Raw genomic sequence first — 22230 nt, 5'->3', positions numbered from 1 at the left:
GTGGCCTAAGCTGACGCCAAGAGTAGCTGTAGGACAATTCAGGTGCAACCAGGTGCAACCCTAATTTTTTGCGGAAAAGGTGCAACTCGTCCGACAGCCATTTCCATGTCCTGAAAAGGGTGGTTTTCGGTGTGTTTTATTCTGAAAAACGGGTTTTTTGCTCCAAAAGGGAGCAAAAAATCAGATTTTTCGGAAAATGCACGGGGAGGTGCAACTTGCAAAGGAAAAATGGTTGCACCCGCTTTGCGTTGTTGCATACGATTCGCCGCCTGGGTGCAACCGCCATTGCCGCGGTTGTGCATGACATAAAAACAAACGCCAGGGCACACGCATGGGCAATCCACTAACGATCACTTTCGTGGTCTATATCGCCGCAATGGTGCTGATCGGCTTCGCCGCCTATCGCTCCACCAATAACCTTTCCGACTACATCCTCGGCGGTCGCAGCCTGGGTAGCGTGGTCACCGCGCTTTCCGCCGGCGCTTCCGACATGAGTGGCTGGCTGCTGATGGGCCTGCCGGGCGCCATCTACTTCTCCGGGTTGTCCGAAGCCTGGATTGCCATCGGCCTGACCGTCGGCGCCTACCTGAACTGGTTGTTCGTTGCTGGCCGCCTGCGCGTGCAGACCGAGCACAACGGCGATGCACTGACCCTGCCGGACTACTTCTCCAGCCGCTTCGAAGACAACAGCGGCCTGCTGCGGATCATCTCGGCCATCGTGATCCTGGTGTTCTTCACCATCTACTGCGCCTCCGGCATCGTTGCCGGTGCCCGTCTGTTCGAGAGCACCTTCGGCATGTCGTACGAAACCGCCCTGTGGGCCGGTGCTGCTGCGACCATCGCCTACACCTTCATCGGTGGTTTCCTGGCGGTGAGCTGGACCGATACCGTGCAGGCTTCGCTGATGATCTTTGCGCTGATCCTCACTCCGGTGATCGTGCTGATCTCCACTGGCGGCTTCGATAACACCTTCGCTGCCATCGATGCGGTCAACCCGGCCCACTTCGACATGTTCAAGGGCGCCACCTTCATCGGCATCATCTCGCTGATGGGCTGGGGGCTGGGCTACTTCGGTCAGCCGCACATCCTGGCGCGTTTCATGGCTGCCGACTCGGTGAAGTCGATCGCCCAAGCCCGCCGCATCTCCATGACCTGGATGATCCTGTGCCTGGTCGGTACCTGCGCCGTAGGCTTCTTCGGCATCGCCTACTTCTCGGCACATCCTGAGCTGGCAGGCCCGGTCACCGAGAACCACGAGCGTGTATTCATCGAGCTGGCCAAGATCCTGTTCAACCCATGGGTCGCCGGTGTGCTGCTGTCGGCCATCCTGGCGGCGGTGATGAGTACCCTGAGCTGCCAGCTGCTGGTGTGCTCCAGCGCCCTGACCGAAGACTTCTACAAGGCGTTCCTGCGCAAGAACGCTTCGCAGGTCGAACTGGTGTGGGTCGGCCGCCTGATGGTGCTGGCCGTCGCCCTGATCGCCATCGCCATGGCCGCCAATCCGGAAAACCGCGTGCTGGGCCTGGTAGCTTATGCGTGGGCCGGCTTCGGTGCTGCCTTTGGTCCGGTGGTGCTGATTTCGGTACTGTGGAAAGGCATGACCCGTAACGGCGCACTGGCCGGTATCGTGGTGGGCGCACTGACCGTGATCCTGTGGAAGAACTTCGACACCCTCGGGCTGTACGAAATCATTCCGGGCTTCCTGTTCGCCAGTATCGCCATCGTCGTGGTGAGCAAGCTGGGCAGCCCGTCGCAGGCAATGGTCAAGCGCTTCGAGACTGCTGATGCGGCGTATCACGCTGACAAGTAATACCCGTTGAGTCGGCGGCGCCTGCTTCGCGGGTGAACCCGCTCCTACAGGGATTGCACAGAACTCAAATTCTGTGAGGTGCCTGTGGGAGCGGGTTTACCCGCGAAGAGGTCACCGCCGATCAGCAGCCAGGCCTGACTCCGCCTGCAAGGCAAGGTAAACTTGCCACCCCCGCAGGAGTTGCCATGAACTATCGTCACGCCTTCCACGCCGGCAACCACGCCGACGTCCTCAAACATATCGTGCTGACCCGCCTCATCGCCCTGATGTCGCGCAAGGAGCAGCCGTTCGCCTATATCGATACCCATGCAGGGCTCGGCCTTTACGACCTGCAGGGCGACCAGGCAACCCGCACCGGCGAGTACCTGGAAGGTGTCGCCCGCCTGTGGAATCGCGATGACCTGCCGGCCATGGCTGACGACTATTTGCGAATCATCAAGCGTCTGAATGCCGATGGCGAGCTGCGCTACTACCCCGGTTCGCCCGAGCTGGCTCGCCGTCTGATGCGCCAGCAGGACCGCGCCCTGCTCAACGAGAAGCATCCCGAAGACGGGCCGCTGCTCAAAGAGAACATGAAGAAAGACCCGCGCGTGTTCGTGCACCTGGGTGAAGGCTGGCATGTGCCGCGGGCCTTGCTGCCGGTGCAGGAAAAGCGCGCGATCATGTTGATCGATCCGCCGTTCGAACAGGCTGACGAGCTAAAGCGCTGCACTACCGCCATGAAAGAGGCGATCGGCCGCATGCGCCAGACTGTCGCCGCCATCTGGTACCCGATCAAGGACCAGCGCTCGCTGACCCGCTTCTACCAGGACCTGACCAGCACCGGCGCACCGAAACTGCTGCGGGTCGAGTTGTATGTGCACCACCAGGACAGCCCGCAGGGGCTCAACGGCTCCGGTCTGGCCATCGCCAACCCGCCGTGGGGGTTGGAAGAAGAGCTCAAGGAGCTGCTGCCATGGCTGGCCAAAGAGCTGGCACAAACCGCCGGCAGCTTCCGCATGGACTGGCTGATCGCCGAATAAGCATTTGCCTTGGGGTATCTGTGGGGGCGGGCGTGCCCGCGAAGCAGGCGCTGCGGTGCATGGCACCGGCTTTGCCGGTGTTCGCGGGCGCGCCCGCTCCCACAGGTTAATGCAGTGCCTATCCTGATGTTTGCGTTATAATCCCGCCCTTTAGCCGCCACCCGCCCAAGAGGCCGCTGGCGCATTTCTACCGAATGAAGAGGCTAATCCCTTGGCATTGACGATTCTTGGCCTGTCCGGCGCCCTTAGCCATGACCCTTCCGCGGCCTTGTACATTGACGGCAAACTGATTGCCGCCGCCGAAGAAGAGCGCTTCGTGCGTGACAAGCATGCGAAGAACCGCATGCCCTACGAGTCGGCGAAGTTCTGCCTGGAACAGGCTGGCATCAAGCCATCCGACGTCGACGTGGTAGCCATCCCGTTCGCCCCGATCAGCCTGTTCGGCAAGGCGCGCTGGCACTATGCCAAGCGCTACTGGTACGCCCCGGATCGCGCCCTCGACGCTATTCTGATGGGCAACCGACGCTACAAGCGCTACCGCAAGAAGATCGTCTGGTGCCTGGAACAACTGGGCTTCGACCCGAAAAAGGTCAAGATCGAGCCGGTCGAGCACCACCTGGCCCATGCCTCCAGTGCCTACCACTGCTCGGGCTTCAAGGAAAAAACCGCAATCCTCGGCATCGACGGTAAGGGCGAATACGCCACCACCTTCTTTGGCTACGGCGAAAACGGCAAGATCCACAAGATCAAGGAATTCTTCGACCCGGACTCGCTGGGCGGCCTGTACGGCGCAATCACCGAGTTCCTCGGCTTCGAGATGCTCGATGGCGAGTTCAAGGTCATGGGCATGGCGCCGTATGGTGACGCCAGCAAGTACGACTTCTCGCGTCTGGCCAGCTTCGAAAACGGCGAACTGGTGATCAACACCGAATACGCCAACGTCATTGGCCTGCGCCGCTATAAAGAGAAGGGCAAGGGCTTCTACTTCTCGCCGAAGCTGATCGAGTGGCTGGGCCCCAAGCGCGAAGGCGACATCGCCGACGAGCCGTACATCCATTACGCGGCCAGCATGCAGGCGCTGTTCGAAAAGATCGCCCTGCAGATGATCGACCACTACCTGGGCGACGTGCTGCGTGAAACCGGCAAGCTGGCCTTTGCAGGCGGTTGCGCGCTGAACGTCAAGCTCAACCAGAAGATCATTGCCCGCCCAGACCTGAAAGAGCTGTTCGTCCAGCCGGCTTCCGGTGACGCCGGTACCGCCGTGGGTGCTGCCGCCTACGTTTCCCACGCCCGTGGCGTACCGGTCGAGAAGATGGAACACGTCTACCTCGGCCCTTCGTACTCCAACGAAGATGTGATCGCTGCCTGTGCCCGTCACCCGAACGCGCCGAAGTGGCGCAAGCTCGACGACATGCCGCAGCGCATCGCCAAAATCATGGTCGACGGCAACCCGGTGGCCTGGTTCCAGGGCCGCATGGAATTCGGCCCTCGTGCCCTGGGCGGCCGTTCGATCATCGGTTGCCCGAGCGTGCCGGGCGTAGCCGACCGCATCAACGAGCAGATCAAGTTCCGCGAACGCTGGAGACCTTTCTGCCCGTCGATGCTCGACACCGTCGCCCCGCAAATGATCAAGGTCGACCACCCGGCGCCGTTCATGACCTTCACCTTCGAAGTGGCTGAAGAGTGGAAGACCCGCGTACCGGAAGTGGTCCACGAAGACGGCACTTCGCGTGCCCAGGTGCTCAAGCGCGAGTACAACCCGCGCTACTACGACATGATGAAGGCGCTGGAAGACCTGACAGGCAACGGCGTGTCGCTGAACACTTCGCTGAACCGTCGTGGTGAACCGATGATCTGCTCGCCGACCGATGCCCTGAACATGTTCTTCGGCTCAGACCTGCAGTACCTGATCATGGAAGACATCCTGGTTGTGAAGGACGGCGCGGCCCCGTATGACCAGCCGCTCTGAACCGCGCATCCTGCAGTTCTGCCATGGCTATGACGGGCCGTTCCTGGACTGCGCCCGTCAGTACGCCAGCCTGTTCCAGGGGCGTGGCTACCAAGTCACCACGGTGTTCCTCACCGGCGCCGCCGACGCGCTGGTAGCGGCAGGCTGCGCCTCGGACGAGGTGCTGTTCCTGGAGTTCAGCTCCAAGGCCGTGCGCGGCTTGAAACTCGGCGCCATCCGTGCATTCCGGCGGATCGCGGCCGAGCGCAATTTTGCCTTTTGCATTGCCCATCGCTTCAAACCGATCTACGTGGCGTTGCTGGGCACCGGCTTGCCGGTGATCGGCGTGCACCATGCTTTCGGTGACTACGAGCGCAAGGGGCGACGCATCTTCGCCAACCTGTTCAGCAAGCGTCTGAGCTTGCTGGGCGTGTCGGACGCAGTGCGTGACGACATGCGCCGCTGTCTGCCGCAGTGGCCGGCAGAACGTATCCAGACCTTGTATAACCGCATCGACATCGACGCCCTGCAAGCAGCCCTGGTTCCACGCGCCGAGGCTCGTCAGGCCTTGGGGCTGGACGCACAGGCGTGGATTGTCGGTAACGTCGGGCGCCTGCACCCGGACAAGGACCAGGCCACCCTGCTGCGTGGCTTTGCCGAAGCGCTACCGGGGCTGCCGGCTGGCGCCCGCCTGGCAATCCTGGGCAAGGGCCGCCTGGAAGCCAGGCTCAAGGCACTGGCCGCCGAGCTGGGCATTGCCGGGCAAGTGGACTTCCTTGGCCAGGTGCCGGATGCGCGCCGTTACTTCCAGGCGTTCGATGTATTCGCCCTGAGCTCCGACCATGAGCCGTTCGGCATGGTCCTGCTCGAAGCCATGGTCGCCGGTGTACCGGTACTGGCCACGGCCTGTGGTGGTGCCCGCGAAGTGGTCGAGGGTGTTGGCATGCTGTTCCCGCTGGGCGATGCGGGGCAATTGGCCCAGGGTCTGAAACACATGGCTGTGCTCGATGGGCAGCAACGCCAGGCCTGTGCCGAGCACATGCTGCAGCGCCTGCGTGAACGCTTTTCCGACCAGGCGGTGCGCGAAGCATTCTGGCAGCTTCCGCAAGTCCGCGCGTTGGTGGGGCAGGCCTGATGCTCAACCGTATCCAGGCCTTCCGCGAACGCGGTTGGCAAGTTATCGACGCCAAGGCCTATGCCGAGGCATGGGCCCGGTTTGGTGGCAGTGTCGCCACCCATCCTCTGGTGGTCGAGCAGCTGGCGGACCTGGCGCAGATCCCTGTGCGTTACCTGGGCTGGCACCAGGCCGGCGAGCTGAAAGCCGCCATTCCTACCTGGGGGCGCCACCTTGCGCTGTCCAAGGACGTGCTCAAGCGTGCCGGCAAAAAGGCCCTGTTCGATCTGGGCAACGCCGAGATCATCCTGCCGGCGGCGGCCGACGCCGCTGCACCGTTGCGCCATGCCGCGCGCTACCTGTCCGAACTGAACCAGGGCCGCTTCAGCGGCCTCAAGGCGCAGAAGGAACAGCTGGCCATGGCCCGCGCCCATGAAGACCTGTCGAAGAAGTTCCGCTACAACCAGCGCCGCGAACTGCGCCTGCTGGAAGAGGCGGGCGGTGTGGTGCGCCCGATCGGCGACTTCAGCGCGCAGGAAATCGCCAGCATGTACTGCGACCTGTTCCAGCGCCGCTGGGGCTTCCCTGCCACCGGCGCCGAGCGCATGGCCGAAGTGCTGGAACGCCTGCGCGAGTTGCTGATCGGCTCGGTGCTGCTGCTGGACGGCAAGCCGATTGCCATCCAGCTGGTTTACCGTGTCGAAGCGCCGGAATGGATCAGCGTCGAGTACATCAATGGTGGTGTCGACCCTGAAACCAAGGCCTTCAGCCCCGGCAGTGTGCTGAGCTTCCTCAATACCCAGGCCGCCTGGGAAGACGCCCGTGCACGCAACAAGCCGCTGCGGTTCTCGTTCGGCCGTGCCGACCGCGAGTACAAGGACCGCTGGTGCAACCCCGTACCGGTGTATCAGGCGTGAGTCGCAAGCAGCAGTTGCTCAAGCGCCACCGGCGCAACAAGCGCCTGGGCCTGTTGGCGGGCCTGGTCGCGCTGGTGGCCATAGGTGCGTTCAGCTGGTGGTGGTTGCCACTGCTGCTGTTGCCGCTGTTATGGGCGGCTCACGAGGCCTGGTTTGCCGACCACCTGTTCTACGCGCCAGGCGAGGACTACGCCTACGACTTCGGCGAGCAGACCCGGGAGGCTCCTGCCAGCCTGAGCGGCGGCTTGCTCAAGGCTGAGTGCGTGCTGCAGGGCAACGAAACCCTGGTCCTCGAGCTGCGGGTAAAAAGCAGCTGGCTGGGGCGCTTCCTGGACCCGCAGGTCGAGCTGGTGGCTGGCGAGCATGCCGACCGGCAAACCTTCGAGCGTGGCGTCGATGGCGTGCGCTTCCTCAACCTCACCGGCCTCGCCGCACCTCTGCAGGCTGGCGCGTTGCGCCTGCGTGGCCGGCATTGCCGGCTGGCGGGCCAGCCGCGCTTGTGGATAACCCCGGCGGTCGAGCTGCAACGGCGCCGGGTGATGGTGATCGCGCCGCATGCCGATGATGCCGAGCTGGCCGCTTACGGCCTTTACAGCCAGGCCGACGAAACCTGGGTAGTGACCCTGACCGCTGGTGAAATCGAGGCCGAGCACTATCAGCAGATGGGCTTGGCAAAGGCCGAGGCCGCGCGCCTGAAGGGCCGCCTGAGGGCCTGGGATAGTGTCGCCGTGCCACGCTGGGCCGGTGTGGCGGAATCGCGTTGCGTGCAGCTGGGCTACTTCTGTCTGCAACTGCCTGCCATGCAGGCTGCGCCAGACCAGCCGGCCGCTTCTCGCGAGGCCGACCTCGCCGACATTCGCGTATTCCGCCGATTCAACCCGTTCCCGCTGCCGGCCGATGGCGATGGCGCGCCGACCTGGCACAACCTGCTCGCCGACCTGCGGGCCTTGCTGGAAATGGCCAGGCCAGAGGTGCTGGTGATGCCGCACCCGCAGCTCGACCCGCATCCCGACCACATCTGTGCCCAGGCTGCGGTGCTGGAAGCCTTGCAAGGCCTGGCCTGGCAGCCGCAAACCCTGCTGTGCTACGCCAACCACTTGCATGACAACGACCGCTGGCCGATGGGCGACAGTGGTGATGGCGTGGCCCTGCCGCCACAGCTGGACGCTGTCCAGGCCTGGGCTCCTTGCAGCCTGGTACTGGACCTTGCGACCCAGCGCGACAAGGCCATGGCCCTGGGCATGATGCACGACCTGCAGCCGCCAGCACCGTTCAAGCGCCGCCTGCGCCGCTTGTTGCAGCGCTGGTTGGCCGGGCGGCACCCGTCGCCTTACGGCGAGAACGAATTCTTTCGCAAGGCCGTGCGCCGACATGAACTGTTCTGGCGGCGTGAGCTGTAGCCGCGCCCCATGGTTGACCGCGATGGCGCAGAGCGCCCAAGGAACCCAATGAAAGTCCTATTTCTGGTGCAGAAGGAACAGCGGGCGATTCTCGACCGCCTGTACGATGGCGTCGCGGCCAACTGCGAGTGCGACTTGCGCTGGCTGACCAGCGAAGACCAGCGCAATCTGCGCCGCTATTTCAAGCGCGAAGTGCAGGTCGAGCGCTATGACCGCATTGTCTTCTTCCTGCGTTTCAAGCAGGAAATCCGTCAGGCGGCATTCATCCGTACCGTGCCGAACCTGGTCATACTCGAGCACGATGCCTACCAGAACTACATCCCTTGCAAGTACACAGGCAAGTTCAGCGCCCATTACCGCAAGTTGCCCTGGGCGCGAGTGATCAGCTCAGGCTACATGGTCAGCGAGCGCCTGCGTCAGGAAGGTTTCGACGCCGTGTTCGTGCCCAAGGGCTACGACGAGCAATTGCTGGCCGACCAGGGGCGTGAGCGCGACATCGAACTGGCCTTCGTCGGCAGCACCAACAGCGTGGCCTACAGCGGCCGCAAGGCATTGCTGGACGAGTTGGGTCGGGTCGAGAACCTGGTGGTGACCCGTACCAAGTCGGGGGAAGATTACTGCAACACGCTCAACCGGATCCGCTTCTTCGTCAGTGCCGACGTTGGCATGGGCGAATACATGATCAAGAACTTCGAAGCCATGGCCTGCGGCTGCGTGTTGCTGGCGTATGACCAAGGCGAGGAAGAGAACCGCGCGCTGGGCCTGCAGGACATGCACAACGTAGTGTTCTATGACAGCATCCCGACCCTTCAGGAGAAGCTCCGCCGTTTGCGTGCGGACCCTGAGCTGGCCCGGCAGATTGCAGAAAATGGCCGCCACCTGGCGGTTTCCCGTTTCAGTTTCGGGGCAGTTGGACGTAGCATCGTCGACCACATGCGCCCGGCGCTCAGGCCCCATCCGCCGTTGTCTGCATGGCAGCGGCTGCGCCTGAAGCTGGGCATCTAACATTAGAACTTTCGCGCCTACGGAGCGGGCGTTGAAAGTCGATAGTCGCAATGCGGAGGGAGTCCGGTGCGCTTTTCAAATGAGAGTGACGTCACGCTCGTCGTGACCAGTTGTGGGCGGTTCGATCTGCTCAAAGACACCCTTGAGAGTTTCGATCGCTACAATACCGCGCCCATTCGCGAAGTGTTCATCACCGAAGATTCCGGTGACGATGCCGTGCATGCCGCTGTGCCTGAGCACTGGAAACCGCACTGCAAGGTGTTCGTAAACCGGCCCAAGTTGGGGCAGTTGCCGTCTATCGACCTGGCCTACAGCCATGTCAGGACGCCCTACATCTTTCACTGCGAGGACGACTGGCACTTCTATCGCCAGGGCTTCGTCGAGGACTCTCGGGCCATCCTGGAGGCCAGCCCCGACCTTTTGCAGGTGTGGCTGCGCAGCCATGCCCATGACCTGGCCATCCACAGCCCGTACATCCACCTGGGGGATCGCCGGTTGATCGCCGGTGTGCCTTGCTACCCGCTGCTGTCCGATAAGGCCGAGTGGCAGGCATTTTCGCTCAACCCCGGGTTGCGCCGTTTGAGCGATTACCAGCGTTGCGCGCCATTTGCCGCCTATGCTGGAGAGAAGGCACTTTCCCGACGCTATGCTGAGTTAAATCTGACAGCGGTCACCTTGGAGGGTGATGCAGTATTGCACACTGGATTTGGTAATCACGTGACCTTGCCCATCGAAGTGGAACGCAAGGCCAAACGTCGTAAGCGTGATCGGATAAAGTTGGCATTGACGCTGGTGGCGGGTGCCGTGATTGGCATGGGAATCACCATTTTTGTTCAATGAAGTCGCTGTCCCACCTTACGTGAGCGGGAGAGGGCCCATGAACATCGTCAATATGATGTGGGCGGGTGGATCGCCGTACATGTCCATCCACAAGGTGCATCGGCAGATTCTGTCACATGCGGGTGCCGATGCCCGGATCAGTAATTGGCTGCTGCTGGGTAGCGGACTCTGCTGTGGGCTTGGTTCGACCCGGGAGTGGCATATGCCGTCACGGGCGCTGAAAGGGCGGCACTTCTGGCGCCTGTTGCGCCCATGGTTGCGAATGCGTTTGCGCAAGGCTCTGAAAGAGGCACAGGCTGAAGTCGTGCTGATCGACGGTGTCGGTGTGGCGCGGTTAGTGTTGCCATTGATGCATCAAGTTCCGCAAGTACGTGCCAAGGTGCTGTTCCATGGCAAGACGCGTCTGAGTGCCAGCGATGTTCGCCTGCTGCGTATGTTTCCGGTCGAGCGGCTGAGTATTGCCGCCGTTTCACAGACACTTGCCACGTCACTCGAACACGATCTGGGCAGGCCGGTGCAGACCTTGCGCATGGCCCTGGACCCGCTGGCTTTCGCCGAACCGTTGTTGAGCAGGGATGCGGCCAGGCAAGCCCTGCAGCTGCCACAGGTAACAGGGGTGATGCTGGGCGCGGTCGGGCGACTGGTGGAAAGCAAAGGTTTCGAGATGCTGATCGAGGCGTTCGCCAAGGCCTGTGTGCGGCAGTCGGACCTGCAGTTGGCAATCATCGGCGAAGGCCCTCTACGTGAGGTGCTGCAAGCCCGTATCGACGCGCTGGGCCTGGCCGGGCGCGTTCACCTGAGTGGTCACCGCGATGACCTGCAGCGACTGTATCGGGCATTCGACTGGCTATTGGTGCCTTCACGTTCTGAAGGCCTTGGGCTGGTGGTGCAGGAGGCGGTCATGGCCGACGTGCCGGTGGTATGCAGCGACCTGCAGGTGTTCCGCGAGCAGTTGCAGGACACCGGTGGCTACCTGCCCGTTGCCGATGAAAATGCCTGGGCCGAGGCGATCGAGCGTTGCTCGGTTATCGGTGCCCCGGCGGTAGCAGCCCGGCAGCGCCAGGCGCTGGCCCCGGAGCAGGCCTGGCAGGCGTTCTGCAACGGCTCGCAGAGCCTTTTGCGCAGCTGACGCTCAGCGCGCGAGCAAAGCTGCCTCGAAGGCGGCAAGGGGGAAGCGGTCGCCCAGGTTCTCCCGCTCGATATAGCGCACCATATGCTGCACATTGCGCCGAATCATGCGCGCCGACAGTGGTGGGCGCAAGAAGCGCATGTCGGCCACGTCGATCAGGCCCAACTGCTGGTCGGGTGTGACCACTACATTACCCAGGTGCAACGAGCGGAAATACACGCCGCTGCGGTGCAGCTGGCGGATCAGTTCGATCAGGCGTGGCAGATAGGTATCCCAGCTGAAACCCTCATCGCGCGACATCTGCAGCAAGGTGCGCCCTGGCAGCGGGCGGTACAGCACGGCGGTACGCCCTGGCAGGTCGAGCTTGTGCTGGCTGATCACCTTCAGGGTGGGGATGCCCAGTTGTGCAAGGCGTGCGGCGTTGTCGACGAAGCGCTGCGAGTACGGGCGCAGCAGTGCAGATGAAATCAGCCGCTTCCTACGAAAAACCTTGAGGAAATTACCATCCGCGAGCAGGTAGACTTTGGCGCCATGGCTATCTGCCTCAAGCACCTGTGCGCCTTGTGTCAGCTGATCGAAGTCGACCTGGGGGAGCCGGGAGCATTGCATGAATAGAGCCTTGTCGTCGGGCGAACAGAATGACCGGCAATAATGCCGAAAATAATGTTGTAGCACCATTGGATGGTGCTTTGATTCATCGGGGGAAAGGATGTTGTATCAAAAAAGCTGGGCGCGAGCCTGGTTGGGATTTGGTCTGCTCTGGTTCCTGGCTGCGATTGCCCTGGCACCGAGCAACAAGGTCTATCAGCAAGGGCTGGTGCTGTTCCTGTGGTTGCCGACCCTGGTAATGGCGTGGTCCGCAAGGCACGTAATAATGCAGGCCTGGCGGCGTCAGCCGGCCTTGTGGGGAAGTGTGTTGCTGTTGCTGGTATGGAGTGGGCTCAGCCTGGTCTGGTCGGCCGCAGAAAACCCGGGGCGCGAGGCCAAGCGCCTGCTCTACATCCTGGTATTCCTGCTGGCGTTCCCGCTGCTGGGCCAGCTTGGCCAAGCCCGCGTTCGTCAGATGTTGCAGGCCGGCAGCGCCTTGCTGGCCGTTGCCGCGCTGATCTCGATAATCCATTTCTACGGCGTGCTGGGCATGCCATTGCTGGCCCGGCTGGAGGGCATCGGCGAGATATCGCACCCGATCCTGGGCGCCTATGTCATCGGTTCGGCCGTGCTCTTCCTGCTTTACGAGCCGCCGCGGCAACGTGGCCTGCAGTTGCTGTGGCTGGTAGCGCTGGTGTGCCTGGGGTTGTTTGTCATGCTCAGCCAGAGCCGTGGGGCAGTACTGGCCCTGGTGCTCACCGTGATCCTGGCCCCGTTGTGGTTCCGTGACCGCCACAGCCGGGTTTTTGCCGTGCTGGCGGCCATTGCCACCGGCCTGGCCTTCTATCTCGTTTACGACCTTATCGCCCAGCGCGGTTCGTCCTACCGGCCGGAAATCTTCCATGCCGTGGCCGACATGATTGCCGCACATCCCTGGACCGGCCTTGGCCTGGGCGCTGCCTACTACGTGAATGCAATGGGCATGCACTTCGACCATACCCACAACATGTTCACCCACGTCGCAGTGGAGATGGGCCTGCCCGGCATGCTGCTGTGGGTCATGGTGTGGCTGTACACCCTGGGCGAAATCGTCCGCGCACGTGGCACATTGTTCGGCAAGATCCTGCTCGGTTTCTGGGTGTACTCCACCCTGGCCATGCAGTTCGATGCCGCCAGCCTCACTGGTACACCACGTGCCGAATGGTTCATCAGCTGGCTGCCCGTGGGCCTGGCCATGTTGCTGCCATGGGGGAGTGCCGAAAATGATGCCTGTGGTAAAATTTCCGGTTCAACCTGAACAGCGAGCTTGATAATGGCCGAAACACCGCGACCGGCGGAACACACCTCCAGCCTGAAGATCTACTTCCGGCTGCTGAGCTATGTGAAACCCTATGTCGGCATTTTCCTGCTGAGCATCATCGGTTTCGTGATCTTTGCCTCGACCCAGCCGATGCTGGCCGGGATCCTGAAGTATTTCGTAGATGGGTTGAGCAACCCCGAAGCGGTGTTGTTCCCAAACGTTCCTTACCTGCGCGACCTGCAACTGCTGCAGGCGGTGCCGCTGCTGATTATCCTGATCGCCGCGTGGCAGGGCCTGGGCTCGTTCCTCGGCAACTACTTCCTGGCCAAGGTTTCTCTGTGCCTGGTGCACGACCTGCGTGTGGAACTGTTCAACAAGCTGCTGGTGCTGCCTAACCGCTACTTCGACAACCACAATTCCGGGCACCTGATCTCGCGCATCACCTTCAACGTGACCATGGTCACTGGTGCTGCGACCGATGCGATCAAGGTGGTGATCCGCGAAGGCCTGACCGTGGTGTTCCTGTTTGGTTACCTGCTGTGGATGAACTGGCACCTGACCCTCGTTATGGTCGCCATCCTGCCGGTAATCGCGGTGATGGTCAGCGTCGCCAGCAAGAAATTCCGCAAGCAGAGCAAAAAAATCCAGGTAGCCATGGGCGACGTCACCCATGTCGCCTCGGAAACCATCCAGGGCTACCGCGTGGTGCGCAGCTTCGGCGGCGAGGCCTACGAGGAGCAGCGTTTCGGCAAGGCCAGCCAGAGCAACACCGACAAGCAGTTGCACATGACCAAGACCGGCTCGCTGTACACGCCGATGCTGCAGCTGGTGATCTACACCGCCATGGCCGCGCTGATGTTCCTGGTGCTGTTCCTGCGCGGTGATTCCACTGCCGGTGATCTGGTGGCTTACATCACCGCCGCCGGCCTGTTGCCCAAGCCGATACGTCAGCTTTCGGAAGTCAGCTCGACCATCCAGAAGGGCCTGGCCGGCGCCGAAAGCATCTTCGAGCAACTGGACGAAGAGCCTGAAGTGGATACCGGTACCGTCGAGAAGGAGCGGGTGGAGGGGCGCCTGGAAGTGCGCAACCTCAGCTTCACCTACCCGGGTACCGAGCGTGAGGTGCTGAGCGATATCAGCTTCGTAGCCGAGCCAGGGCAGATGATTGCACTGGTCGGCCGCTCCGGCAGTGGCAAGTCTACGCTTGCCGCGCTGATACCACGCTTCTATCACCACGACCAGGGGCAGATCCTGCTCGATGGCGTGGAGATCGAGAACTATCGCCTGCGCAACCTGCGTCGCCACGTTTCGCAGGTGACCCAGCATGTCACCCTGTTCAACGATACCGTGGCCAACAACATCGCCTATGGCGACTTGGCCGGCGCCCCGCGCGCCGACATCGAAGCCGCTGCGGCCGATGCCTATGCCAAGGAGTTCGTCGACCGGCTGCCGAAAGGCTTCGATACCGAAGTGGGTGAGAACGGCGTACTGCTCTCCGGCGGTCAGCGCCAGCGCCTGGCGATTGCCCGGGCACTGCTGAAGAATGCGCCGCTGCTGATCCTCGACGAAGCCACTTCGGCGCTGGATACCGAGTCCGAGCGGCATATCCAGGCTGCCCTGGACCATGTGATGCAGGGCCGTACCACGCTGGTGATCGCCCACCGTCTGTCGACCATCGAGAAAGCTGACCAGATCCTGGTCATGGACCAGGGGCGCCTGGTCGAGCGCGGCACCCATGCCGAGCTGCTTGCGGCCAATGGCCATTATGCCCGCCTGCATGCCATGGGTCTGGATGAGCCGGCCAAGGCCGATATCACCTGAACCCTCGCTGATCGGGGCCATCGCGGCCCCGATTGTCACGGGAATTTTCCTGGGGTGATCTGGCCATAAAGCCGTCGTCTACCCTGTGCTAATATCCTGTCCCTGTTCATTATTTCCATATGGGTTGCCCATGAAGTTGTCCATGCCGCGTTTCGATCAAGCCCCGGTACTGGTGGTCGGCGATGTCATGCTCGACCGCTACTGGCATGGCGGTACTTCACGTATCTCGCCTGAAGCGCCAGTCCCGGTGGTCAAGGTCGATCAGATCGAGGATCGCCCCGGCGGCGCGGCCAACGTTGCCTTGAACATCGCCGCCCTGGGTGCACCGGCTTCGCTGATTGGCGTCACCGGCCAGGATGAGGCCGCCGACAGCCTGGCCAACAGCCTGCAAGCTGCAGGCGTGCGCTCGGTGTTCCAGCGCATCGCGCACCAGCCGACCATCGTCAAGCTGCGGGTAATGAGCCGTCACCAGCAGTTGCTGCGCATCGATTTCGAAGAGCCATTCGCTACCGACCCGCTGTCGCTGGGTGCGGAGGTCGACAGCCTGCTCGAGGGCGTCAAGGTGCTGGTCCTGTCCGACTACGGCAAGGGCGCACTGAAAAACCACCAGAGCCTGATCCAGGCCGCGCGGGCCAAGGGCATTCCGGTGCTGGCCGACCCCAAGGGCAAGGATTTTTCCATCTACCGTGGCGCCAGCCTGATCACTCCCAACCTCAGCGAGTTCGAGACCATCGTCGGCCGTTGCGCCGATGAGGCCGAGCTGGTAGCCAAGGGCTTGCAGCTGCTGCAGGACCTGGACCTGGGCGCCTTGCTGGTGACACGTGGCGAGCACGGCATGACCCTGCTGCGCAGCGGCCAGCCGGCCCTGCACCTACCGGCGCGGGCGCGTGAAGTGTTCGATGTGACCGGTGCCGGTGATACCGTCATCTCCACACTCGCCGCGGCCATCGCTGCCGGCGAGGACCTGCCCCACGCGGTGGCCCTGGCCAATTTGGCAGCGGGCATCGTGGTCGGCAAGCTGGGTACGGCTGCGATCAGCGCCCCCGAGCTGCGCCGGGCGATCCAGCGTGAGGAAGGCTCCGAGCGGGGCGTGCTGGGCCTGGAGCAACTGCTGCTGGCCATTGATGACGCGCGAGCGCACAAAGAGAAGATCGTCTTCACCAACGGCTGCTTCGACATCCTGCATGCCGGGCATGTCACCTACCTGGAGCAGGCGCGGGCCCAGGGCGATCGCCTGATCGTCGCGGTCAACGACGATGCCTCGGTCAGCCGCTTGAAAGGGCCGGGCCGGCCGATCAACAGCGTCGACCGGCGCATGGCCGTACTGGCCGGGCTGGGGGCGGTGGACTGGGTCATCAGCTTCCCCGAGGGTACGCCGGAGAACCTGCTGAGCCAGGTCAAGCCGGACGTGCTGGTCAAGGGTGGCGACTATGGCATCGACCAGGTGGTGGGTGCCGATATCGTCAAGGCCTATGGCGGTACCGTGAAGGTGCTGGGGCTGGTCGAGAACAGCTCGACCACGGCGATTGTCGAGAAGATTCGCAAGAACTGATGCTTTGGGGCTGCTGTGCAGCCCTTCGCGGGCGTGCCCGCTCCCACAAGTACGGCGCAGGCTTGAGGATTACACCGCTCCTGTGGGAGCGGGCATGCCCGCGAAGGGCCGCCTGGCGGCCCCAATCATCATTTATGCAGCGAAGTACGCGCCCGCTCCAGCAGCGCTAGCGCCTTGTCGCCAAACCGCTGCAGGTGCGATGCCCGCACCGGCTTGTTCTCCACCAACCCCTGCTGCTTCACCCAATCCTTCCAGCGCACCCGCTCGTCCGTGACCACCCAGCCTTCCTGCCGGGCAAAACTTTCGGCCAGGTACAGCCCGCGCGTGCTCGCCGGCACCAGTTCGTCCTTCTTCACGGTATACAGCTCAGCCAGTGGCTGGCCGTCCTTCAATGGCATCAGGTACAGGTCTGGTCGTTTGCGATTTAGCCGCGCCACCAGTTGGTCGCCCTCCAGCCGCTCATCAACGTGGAACAGGCTGAGCTTCTTGGCGTCCCGGGGTACCTGCAGGCGCATGTCGTAGATCAGTTGCAGCGAGGCGGTGGGCAAGTGCACATACGCCCGCGGCCGTTCCAGCAGCATCAGCTTGCCGCAGTGCACCGGGCGCGCGGCACCCGATTCCGGGGCCAGCACGAAGTGCGGCGTTTCGCGGTAGTGCAGGGCGGCAGCGTAGGGCACCGGCAACCAGGTGTCGTTGAAGCGCCCGCCCAGCCAGCCTTCCGGGGTTTCCAGCAAGCATTCCTCGGCCACTTCCTGCACGGCCGTGTGCAATGGCAGGTTCAGCTCCTGCGCCGGCACATAGCCGGAAATCAGTTTCAGCACCACATCGCCACGGTCTTGCCGGCGCTGACGTACCAGCACCCAGTAATCGCGGTTCTGCCAATGCAGGGTCAGCCGTACCGACACGCCAAGGTTGGCCAGTTCGATCACGAAGCGCTGCACGTCGGGTAGCTGGATAGCCTTGCGCCGTTGTTGGATCTGGGCAAAATTCAGCGGCATCCCGATGCTCTGGTAGATCAGACCTTCGGGCGTGGCCTCGACATGTAGCGGTAGTGTCTTGAAGTTGCTCGGGTTCTTGCGGATCAGCGTTCGCGCCACGAGGCTCCTCCTTGCGTCGGGTCAGTCCAGGCCCATGGGCCTGGGGCAACTCAATGCTGGCCCAGAATACGGGCGACGGTGGCCACGTTGTGGGCCAGGTGCAACGGATTGATGGTGCCGACGATAGCACTGCTCACGCCCGGGTGGGCGAACAGCAGCTCGAAACTGGCTTGTACCGGGTCAACGCCCGGGGCAAGGCAGATATGCCCACTGGCCAGTGCCTTCTTCACCAGGATGGCCTTGCCGTGTTCGGCAGCGTAGTCCAGCACCGGGCGTTCTGCCTGTTCGTTGAGGTTGTAGGTGACCATGGCGCAGTCGCCTTGCTCCAGTGCCTTCAGGCCGCCGGCGACGGTCTTGCCAGACAGGCCGAAGCCGAGGATCTTGCCCTCCTGCTTGAGCTCGGCAAGGGTCTGGTAGACCTCCTGCTGTTCCAGGATCGCCAGGTCGTTGCCGTCCGAATGCACCAGCACCAATTCGATGCGGTCGGTTTCCAGGCGCCGCAGGCTTCGCTCCACCGAGCGGCGGGTATGGGCGGCGCTGAAATCGAAGTGCGATTGGCCGTTGTCGAACTCTTCGCCAACCTTGCTGACGATCACCCATTCATCGCGCTGGCCGCGCAGTAGCGGGCCCAGGCGTTCTTCGCTGCGGCCGTAGGCTGGGGCGGTGTCGATCAGGTTGATACCCAGCTCGCGGGCCTGGGCCAGCAGCAGGCGGGCTTCGTCGTCGCCGGGGATGGTGAAACCGGTAGGGTACTTCACGCCCTGGTCGCGGCCCAGCTTGACCGTGCCCAGGCCGAGCGGCGAAACCTTGAAGCCGGTGCTGCCCAAGGGGCGATGGAAGTCGTGCAGGGTCGGCAGGCTCATGGCAGCAGTTGCTCCCAGGCCGGTACGCCCAGCGGTGGGCGTGGCAGGTCAGCCAGGTCGGCCTGCGCCTGTGGGCGGATACCGTCGCGCTCCAGGTGGCTGATGACCCGGTCGCTGAAGTCCGGTGCCAGGGCCAGCTTGGTTGGCCAGCCCACCAGCAGGCGTTGCTGGTCGGCGAGGAAGGCGTTGTCCGGGCGTACCAGGCCCGATTGCGCCGGTTCCGCTCGGTCGACCCGCAGGGTGGCCCAGCGCACTTGGCTCTGGTCGACCCATGGCAGCAGGCTGGCGATTTCTTTCTGTGCCGCGGCGATTTGCGCAGCCGGCTCGCGGGCAACGCCGTCGCCTTCGGCCAGGTCGCCACCCAGGTACCAGACCCACTGGCCATCGGCGGCCGGGTGGGTGGTCACCGTCACCCGTGGCTTCGGCCCGCCGCCCAGGCAATGGGCGTAAAGCGGTTTAAGGTTGGCACCCTTGGCCATCACCATATGCAGCGGGCGTGTCTGCATGGCTGGCTGGTTCAGGCCCAGGGCATGCAGCAGCTGCTCGGTGCCGGCGCCGGCGCTGAGCACGATACGCTGGGCGCGGATGTCGCGCTCGTCGACGCGCAGGCCAACCAGGTCTTCACCCTCGCGCAGCGGCTCGATGTGCTCACCGGCCAGCAGGCTGTCGCCTGCCAGCACGGCCAGGTTGGCCAGCAGGCTGGGCACGTCGATGACCAGCTCGGCCAGGCGATAGACCTTGCCCTTGAAGGCGCGGTCCTGCAGCGCGGGCGGAAGTTGCTCGCCCTTCACCTGGTCGACCCTGCCACGCACGGCCTTGCTGGCGAAGAAACTGGTGAGATTGCCGGCCAGGGTGCCAGGCGACCACAGGTAATGCGCGTCGGACAGCAGGCGAGTGCGGGTCAGGTCCAGCTCGCCGCTGCCGCTCAGCGCTTCGCGCCAGCGTCGCGGCATGTCGGCGATGGCTTCCGAAGCGCCGGTGAGGGCGCCATGCAGGGCGTACTTGGTGCCGCCATGGATGATGCCCTGAGACTTGATGGTCTGCTCGCCGCCAAGGCTGGCGCGTTCCACCAGTACTGTCGAGTAGCCCAGCCGGCGCAGGCGGGCATTGAGCCAGAGGCCTGCGACCCCGGCGCCGACGATCAGCACGTCAGTGGAAATGGCAGATGGCATGGCGGTACCTCGAAGACTGGGACAGCTGGCAAGTATACAGGGTATACCTGTGATGGCCCTATCGCCGGCAAGCCAGCTTGTATGGTTAGACTTGAAGGGAGGAGGAGGGACAAAGCCAGCTTCTGACTGTTAGCGCAGTACAGACCGTGGGAGATCTCGCCCCTCCTCCCTTTTCACCCAAGCGCCGATAAAGAATGCTTCCGGGCTCAGACCGACGAAAGACACAAGCCAGCGCCTCTGGGTGACCCTTCAAGTGCTTCAACACTATCGAGGAGAGTTGCTCATGGCAATGGTGGTTGCTGATTCAAAGCGGCTGATTGGCGTGGATGTGGCCAAAGCGGAACTGGTCATCTGGGACGATGAATCAGCAGAGCTCATAGCAATCCCCAATACCAAAGCAGCTATTAAGAAATGGCTCAAAGGCCTCTCGGGTGCGATGTCCGTGGCCATCGAGGCGACCAACATCTATCACGTTCTGTTTACGGATCTGGCCTTTGAGTTTGGGCATACGATCTACGTGGTAGATGGTTACGCCCTGAGCCATTACCGCAAAGGCGTCAACGTACGCGCTAAGACAGATGCAATTGATGCCCAGCTGTTGGCCCGCTATCTGAAGAACGAAGGACAGGACCTTACGCCTTGGGCGCCGCCACCGGCTATCTATCGACAACTTCTGAGCCTGTTTCGGCGACGTGCGGGACTGGTCCAGGCACGAACCAGCCTGTCTCAGGGATGGGCTAATGAACCGCTACTTAGAGCCGCCTTCAAGACACATCTGCGTGCGATGCAGCGGCTTGAGCTGCTGGTGGAGAAGATGATCAAGGGTCTGCTGGAAAAGGCCGGACTGATGCCTCAGGTAAAGCGCTGCATGAAGGTCGAGGGGATTGGTTTTCTAACGGCTGCACGCCTGACTGCGACGTTTCAGCGTGGCAACTTCAGCGGGGGTGATGCGTTTATCGCCTTTTTGGGTATGGATCTGAGGATTGCGCAGTCGGGGCAGAAAAAAGGGCAATCCAAGCTCACGAAGCGAGGAGACCCCGAAGCTCGACGCCTCCTTCACAACGCAGCCATGTCGGCATGCCGCACGGCAGTATGGAAATCGTACTACGAAGAGCGCCTGGCACGTGGTTTTAGCACGACAGCATCGCTTGTCATGCTCGCACGCAAATTGGCGCGAGTAGTATTTGCCCTACTGAAAAGCGGAGATGAGTATCGGTCAAAAGCCGCTTAAAAAACTTCCCTAAAACCATAGAATCTCCCACAGGGATGGCGTTGACCCTGCGGCTGCATCAACTCTGTGGGAGTTGGCTTGCCGGCGATGAGGCCCGTACAGGCGGCCTCAATGCCCAGCAGTCTTCGAAAACAGCTGAATCACCACCACCCCACCCACAATCATGGCCATCCCCAGCATCGCTGGCACATCCAGCTTCTGCCCATAGATCACCAGCGCTGCCACACTGATCAGCACAATCCCCAGCCCCGACCAGATGGCATAGGCGATCCCCACCGGAATGCTGCGCACCACCAAGGTCAGCATCCAGAAAGCAATGCCGTAACCAACCACCATCAGCAGCAACGGCACGGGCGTGTTCAAGCCTTTCACCGCTTTCATGGAAGCGGTGGCGATGACTTCGGCGCAGATGGCGATGGCGAGGTAGGTGTAGGCATTCATGGCGAGATCCTCCGTTAGCTGGCCGCAGATTCTAGTCCCACCCCGAATGGGGTAAAGTCATTACCTATCACTATGAGAGATAGGTCGATGGCCGAGCACTGGAACCTCGAACAGTTGCGTACTTTCCTGCGCGTTGCAGAACTGCGCTCGTTCTCTGCCGTGGCCCGCGAGCAGCGCAAGGCCCAGTCGGCAATCAGCAGCGCGATCGCCCTGCTCGAAACCGACCTGGGGGTAACCTTGTTCGAGCGCAGCAGTGGCCGGCAACCCAAGCTGACCGAGAACGGCAGCGCCCTGTTGGAAGATGCCCGCGAACTGTTGCGCCAATGCGAGCGCCTGGATGGCCGTGCGTTGGCGCTGATGCGCGGGCAGGAGGCGTTGTTGCGAGTCGCCCAGGACGAAGCCATGCCCTACCAGCCGGTCATCGACAGCCTCGACGAACTGGCCAGCCGCTACCCGTTCCTGGAGGTGCAGCTGGCCAGCGGTGCCCAGGGCGATGTGGCGCGCAAGCTGGTGGAGCGGCGCGCCGATCTTGGACTGTTCTTCCACCACGAGAGCATCCCGGCCTCGCTGGAGCGGCGCGCCTTGGGTAGCGTCGAAATGGTCACGGTATGCGCGGTCGGTCACCCGCTCGCCGGCGAAGGCCGGGTTACCCGGCAGCAACTGGCGCGCCACCGACAATTGCTGATTGCCCCGCAGCAAAGCGGCTACCCCGGCGGCGAAGCGATCAGCCCGCAGGTGTGGCGCGCCGACAGCTTCTACGCCATGGCCGAACTGCTGATGCGTGGCCTGGGATGGGCCTGGCTGCCGCGGCACGTGGTGCAGTACCCGACCTATCAGGCACACATGGTCGAACTGGACAGCGAGTGGCGGCCACCGGCCTTGGTGGTGGAGCTGGCCTGGCGCCGCGACGAGCCACTGGGGCCTGCCGCGCAGTGGCTGGCCGAGCGCTTTGCGGTGCACCTGCGCGCGATCGGGTAAAC

The 22230-nt window shown here is 62.7% G+C and carries 20 protein-coding genes; 14 read left to right on the top strand and 6 right to left on the bottom strand.

Translation table 11 applies throughout. The features are described 5' to 3' along the window. Positions 1 to 38: 38 nt before the first annotated feature. Entirely contained in the window at positions 39 to 257 is a 219-nt protein-coding gene (locus tag NY023_RS25095) for a hypothetical protein (protein ID WP_128637173.1), read from the bottom strand. Between the two features lie 74 nt (positions 258 to 331). On the opposite strand from NY023_RS25095, the gene putP reads away from it, so the two are divergent. From putP to NY023_RS25050, 9 genes are all read left to right on the top strand, one after another. After that, complete coding sequence (putP, locus tag NY023_RS25090; protein WP_013974484.1) at positions 332 to 1810, top strand: sodium/proline symporter PutP; 1479 nt, start codon at positions 332 to 334, stop codon at positions 1808 to 1810. Between the two features lie 185 nt (positions 1811 to 1995). Next, complete coding sequence (locus NY023_RS25085; RefSeq protein ID WP_013974483.1) at positions 1996 to 2832, top strand: 23S rRNA (adenine(2030)-N(6))-methyltransferase RlmJ; 837 nt, start codon at positions 1996 to 1998, stop codon at positions 2830 to 2832. 211 nt (positions 2833 to 3043) lie between these two features. Next, positions 3044 to 4801: a carbamoyltransferase gene (locus NY023_RS25080; RefSeq protein ID WP_013974482.1), complete on the top strand. Its 1758-nt coding sequence runs from the start codon at positions 3044 to 3046 to the stop codon at positions 4799 to 4801. Further along, on the top strand, positions 4785 to 5915 hold the full coding sequence (locus NY023_RS25075; RefSeq protein WP_013974481.1) for a glycosyltransferase: 1131 nt from the start codon (positions 4785 to 4787) through the stop codon (positions 5913 to 5915). The genes NY023_RS25080 and NY023_RS25075 overlap by 17 nt, the downstream gene beginning before the upstream one ends. Beyond that, entirely contained in the window at positions 5915 to 6811 is an 897-nt protein-coding gene (locus tag NY023_RS25070; RefSeq protein WP_013974480.1) for an antimicrobial resistance protein Mig-14, read from the top strand. The genes NY023_RS25075 and NY023_RS25070 overlap by 1 nt, the downstream gene beginning before the upstream one ends. After that, positions 6808 to 8211 (top strand): PIG-L deacetylase family protein, encoded by a 1404-nt coding sequence (locus NY023_RS25065; RefSeq protein WP_013974479.1) that lies wholly within the window; start codon positions 6808 to 6810, stop codon positions 8209 to 8211. The genes NY023_RS25070 and NY023_RS25065 overlap by 4 nt, the downstream gene beginning before the upstream one ends. Positions 8212 to 8259: 48 nt before the next feature. Further along, the gene (locus NY023_RS25060) at positions 8260 to 9216 is read left to right on the top strand and encodes a glycosyltransferase (RefSeq protein WP_015272035.1); all 957 of its coding nucleotides are present in this window, start codon (positions 8260 to 8262) and stop codon (positions 9214 to 9216) included. 66 nt (positions 9217 to 9282) lie between these two features. Beyond that, positions 9283 to 10056 carry a glycosyltransferase family 2 protein gene (locus NY023_RS25055; protein WP_024087823.1) on the top strand — a complete coding sequence of 258 codons (774 nt, stop codon included), beginning with the start codon at positions 9283 to 9285 and terminating at the stop codon, positions 10054 to 10056. Positions 10057 to 10093: 37 nt separating this feature from the next. Next, a complete protein-coding gene (locus NY023_RS25050; protein WP_013974476.1) occupies positions 10094 to 11185 on the top strand; it encodes a glycosyltransferase in 1092 nt (363 codons plus the stop codon). 3 nt (positions 11186 to 11188) lie between these two features. Here the strand turns inward: NY023_RS25050 and NY023_RS25045 are convergent, their stop codons facing one another. Next, positions 11189 to 11794, bottom strand: coding sequence for a hypothetical protein (locus tag NY023_RS25045; protein ID WP_013974475.1), 606 nt, complete (start codon positions 11792 to 11794; stop codon positions 11189 to 11191). A 100-nt stretch (positions 11795 to 11894) separates the two neighbouring features. Here NY023_RS25045 and NY023_RS25040 point away from each other — a divergent pair, with 100 nt between their 5' ends. The 3 genes from NY023_RS25040 (at position 11895) to hldE (ending at position 16446) form a co-directional block, all read left to right on the top strand. Next, positions 11895 to 13070 carry an O-antigen ligase family protein gene (locus NY023_RS25040; protein ID WP_013974474.1) on the top strand — a complete coding sequence of 392 codons (1176 nt, stop codon included), beginning with the start codon at positions 11895 to 11897 and terminating at the stop codon, positions 13068 to 13070. Positions 13071 to 13085: 15 nt separating this feature from the next. After that, entirely contained in the window at positions 13086 to 14894 is a 1809-nt protein-coding gene (gene msbA / locus NY023_RS25035; protein ID WP_013974473.1) for a lipid A export permease/ATP-binding protein MsbA, read from the top strand. 130 nt (positions 14895 to 15024) lie between these two features. Then, positions 15025 to 16446 carry a bifunctional D-glycero-beta-D-manno-heptose-7-phosphate kinase/D-glycero-beta-D-manno-heptose 1-phosphate adenylyltransferase HldE gene (hldE, locus tag NY023_RS25030; RefSeq protein WP_013974472.1) on the top strand — a complete coding sequence of 474 codons (1422 nt, stop codon included), beginning with the start codon at positions 15025 to 15027 and terminating at the stop codon, positions 16444 to 16446. Positions 16447 to 16574: 128 nt separating this feature from the next. Here the strand turns inward: hldE and NY023_RS25025 are convergent, their stop codons facing one another. Genes NY023_RS25025 through NY023_RS25015 form a run of 3 tightly spaced genes read right to left on the bottom strand, consistent with a single transcriptional unit; the run spans position 16575 to position 19578 of the window. Next, complete coding sequence (locus tag NY023_RS25025) at positions 16575 to 17543, bottom strand: hypothetical protein (RefSeq protein WP_013974471.1); 969 nt, start codon at positions 17541 to 17543, stop codon at positions 16575 to 16577. 50 nt (positions 17544 to 17593) lie between these two features. Then, the gene (locus tag NY023_RS25020) at positions 17594 to 18406 is read right to left on the bottom strand and encodes an aldo/keto reductase (RefSeq protein ID WP_013974470.1); all 813 of its coding nucleotides are present in this window, start codon (positions 18404 to 18406) and stop codon (positions 17594 to 17596) included. After that, entirely contained in the window at positions 18403 to 19578 is a 1176-nt protein-coding gene (locus NY023_RS25015; RefSeq protein ID WP_013974469.1) for an NAD(P)/FAD-dependent oxidoreductase, read from the bottom strand. Before NY023_RS25015 ends, NY023_RS25020 begins: the two co-directional genes overlap by 4 nt. Before the next feature lie 283 nt (positions 19579 to 19861). Here NY023_RS25015 and NY023_RS25010 point away from each other — a divergent pair, with 283 nt between their 5' ends. Continuing rightward, the gene (locus NY023_RS25010) at positions 19862 to 20809 is read left to right on the top strand and encodes an IS110 family transposase (protein WP_038408539.1); all 948 of its coding nucleotides are present in this window, start codon (positions 19862 to 19864) and stop codon (positions 20807 to 20809) included. 108 nt (positions 20810 to 20917) lie between these two features. Here the strand turns inward: NY023_RS25010 and NY023_RS25005 are convergent, their stop codons facing one another. Continuing rightward, positions 20918 to 21250 (bottom strand): DMT family transporter, encoded by a 333-nt coding sequence (locus NY023_RS25005; protein WP_013974468.1) that lies wholly within the window; start codon positions 21248 to 21250, stop codon positions 20918 to 20920. 87 nt (positions 21251 to 21337) lie between these two features. Here NY023_RS25005 and NY023_RS25000 point away from each other — a divergent pair, with 87 nt between their 5' ends. Next, complete coding sequence (locus NY023_RS25000) at positions 21338 to 22228, top strand: LysR family transcriptional regulator (RefSeq protein WP_013974467.1); 891 nt, start codon at positions 21338 to 21340, stop codon at positions 22226 to 22228. The last annotated feature ends 2 nt before the right edge of the window (positions 22229 to 22230 follow it).

Origin of the sequence: Pseudomonas sp. NBB (genome assembly GCF_032701105.1) — a bacterium.
In the GTDB taxonomy this organism is placed as follows: Bacteria; Pseudomonadota; Gammaproteobacteria; order Pseudomonadales; family Pseudomonadaceae; genus Aquipseudomonas; species Aquipseudomonas asiatica.
This window is presented reverse-complemented; position numbering and strand designations above follow the sequence as displayed.

Coding starts and splice junctions, on each gene's coding strand:
- NY023_RS25095 (WP_128637173.1), bottom strand. CDS start 257: ATGCAACAACGCAAAGCGGGTGCAACCATTTTTCCTTTGCAAGTTGCA.
- putP (WP_013974484.1), top strand. CDS start 332: ATGGGCAATCCACTAACGATCACTTTCGTGGTCTATATCGCCGCAATG.
- NY023_RS25085 (WP_013974483.1), top strand. CDS start 1,996: ATGAACTATCGTCACGCCTTCCACGCCGGCAACCACGCCGACGTCCTC.
- NY023_RS25075 (WP_013974481.1), top strand. CDS start 4,785: ATGACCAGCCGCTCTGAACCGCGCATCCTGCAGTTCTGCCATGGCTAT.
- NY023_RS25070 (WP_013974480.1), top strand. CDS start 5,915: ATGCTCAACCGTATCCAGGCCTTCCGCGAACGCGGTTGGCAAGTTATC.
- NY023_RS25060 (WP_015272035.1), top strand. CDS start 8,260: ATGAAAGTCCTATTTCTGGTGCAGAAGGAACAGCGGGCGATTCTCGAC.
- NY023_RS25050 (WP_013974476.1), top strand. CDS start 10,094: ATGAACATCGTCAATATGATGTGGGCGGGTGGATCGCCGTACATGTCC.
- NY023_RS25045 (WP_013974475.1), bottom strand. CDS start 11,794: ATGCAATGCTCCCGGCTCCCCCAGGTCGACTTCGATCAGCTGACACAA.
- NY023_RS25040 (WP_013974474.1), top strand. CDS start 11,895: ATGTTGTATCAAAAAAGCTGGGCGCGAGCCTGGTTGGGATTTGGTCTG.
- msbA (WP_013974473.1), top strand. CDS start 13,086: ATGGCCGAAACACCGCGACCGGCGGAACACACCTCCAGCCTGAAGATC.
- hldE (WP_013974472.1), top strand. CDS start 15,025: ATGAAGTTGTCCATGCCGCGTTTCGATCAAGCCCCGGTACTGGTGGTC.
- NY023_RS25020 (WP_013974470.1), bottom strand. CDS start 18,406: ATGAGCCTGCCGACCCTGCACGACTTCCATCGCCCCTTGGGCAGCACC.
- NY023_RS25015 (WP_013974469.1), bottom strand. CDS start 19,578: ATGCCATCTGCCATTTCCACTGACGTGCTGATCGTCGGCGCCGGGGTC.
- NY023_RS25010 (WP_038408539.1), top strand. CDS start 19,862: ATGGCAATGGTGGTTGCTGATTCAAAGCGGCTGATTGGCGTGGATGTG.
- NY023_RS25005 (WP_013974468.1), bottom strand. CDS start 21,250: ATGAATGCCTACACCTACCTCGCCATCGCCATCTGCGCCGAAGTCATC.
- NY023_RS25000 (WP_013974467.1), top strand. CDS start 21,338: ATGGCCGAGCACTGGAACCTCGAACAGTTGCGTACTTTCCTGCGCGTT.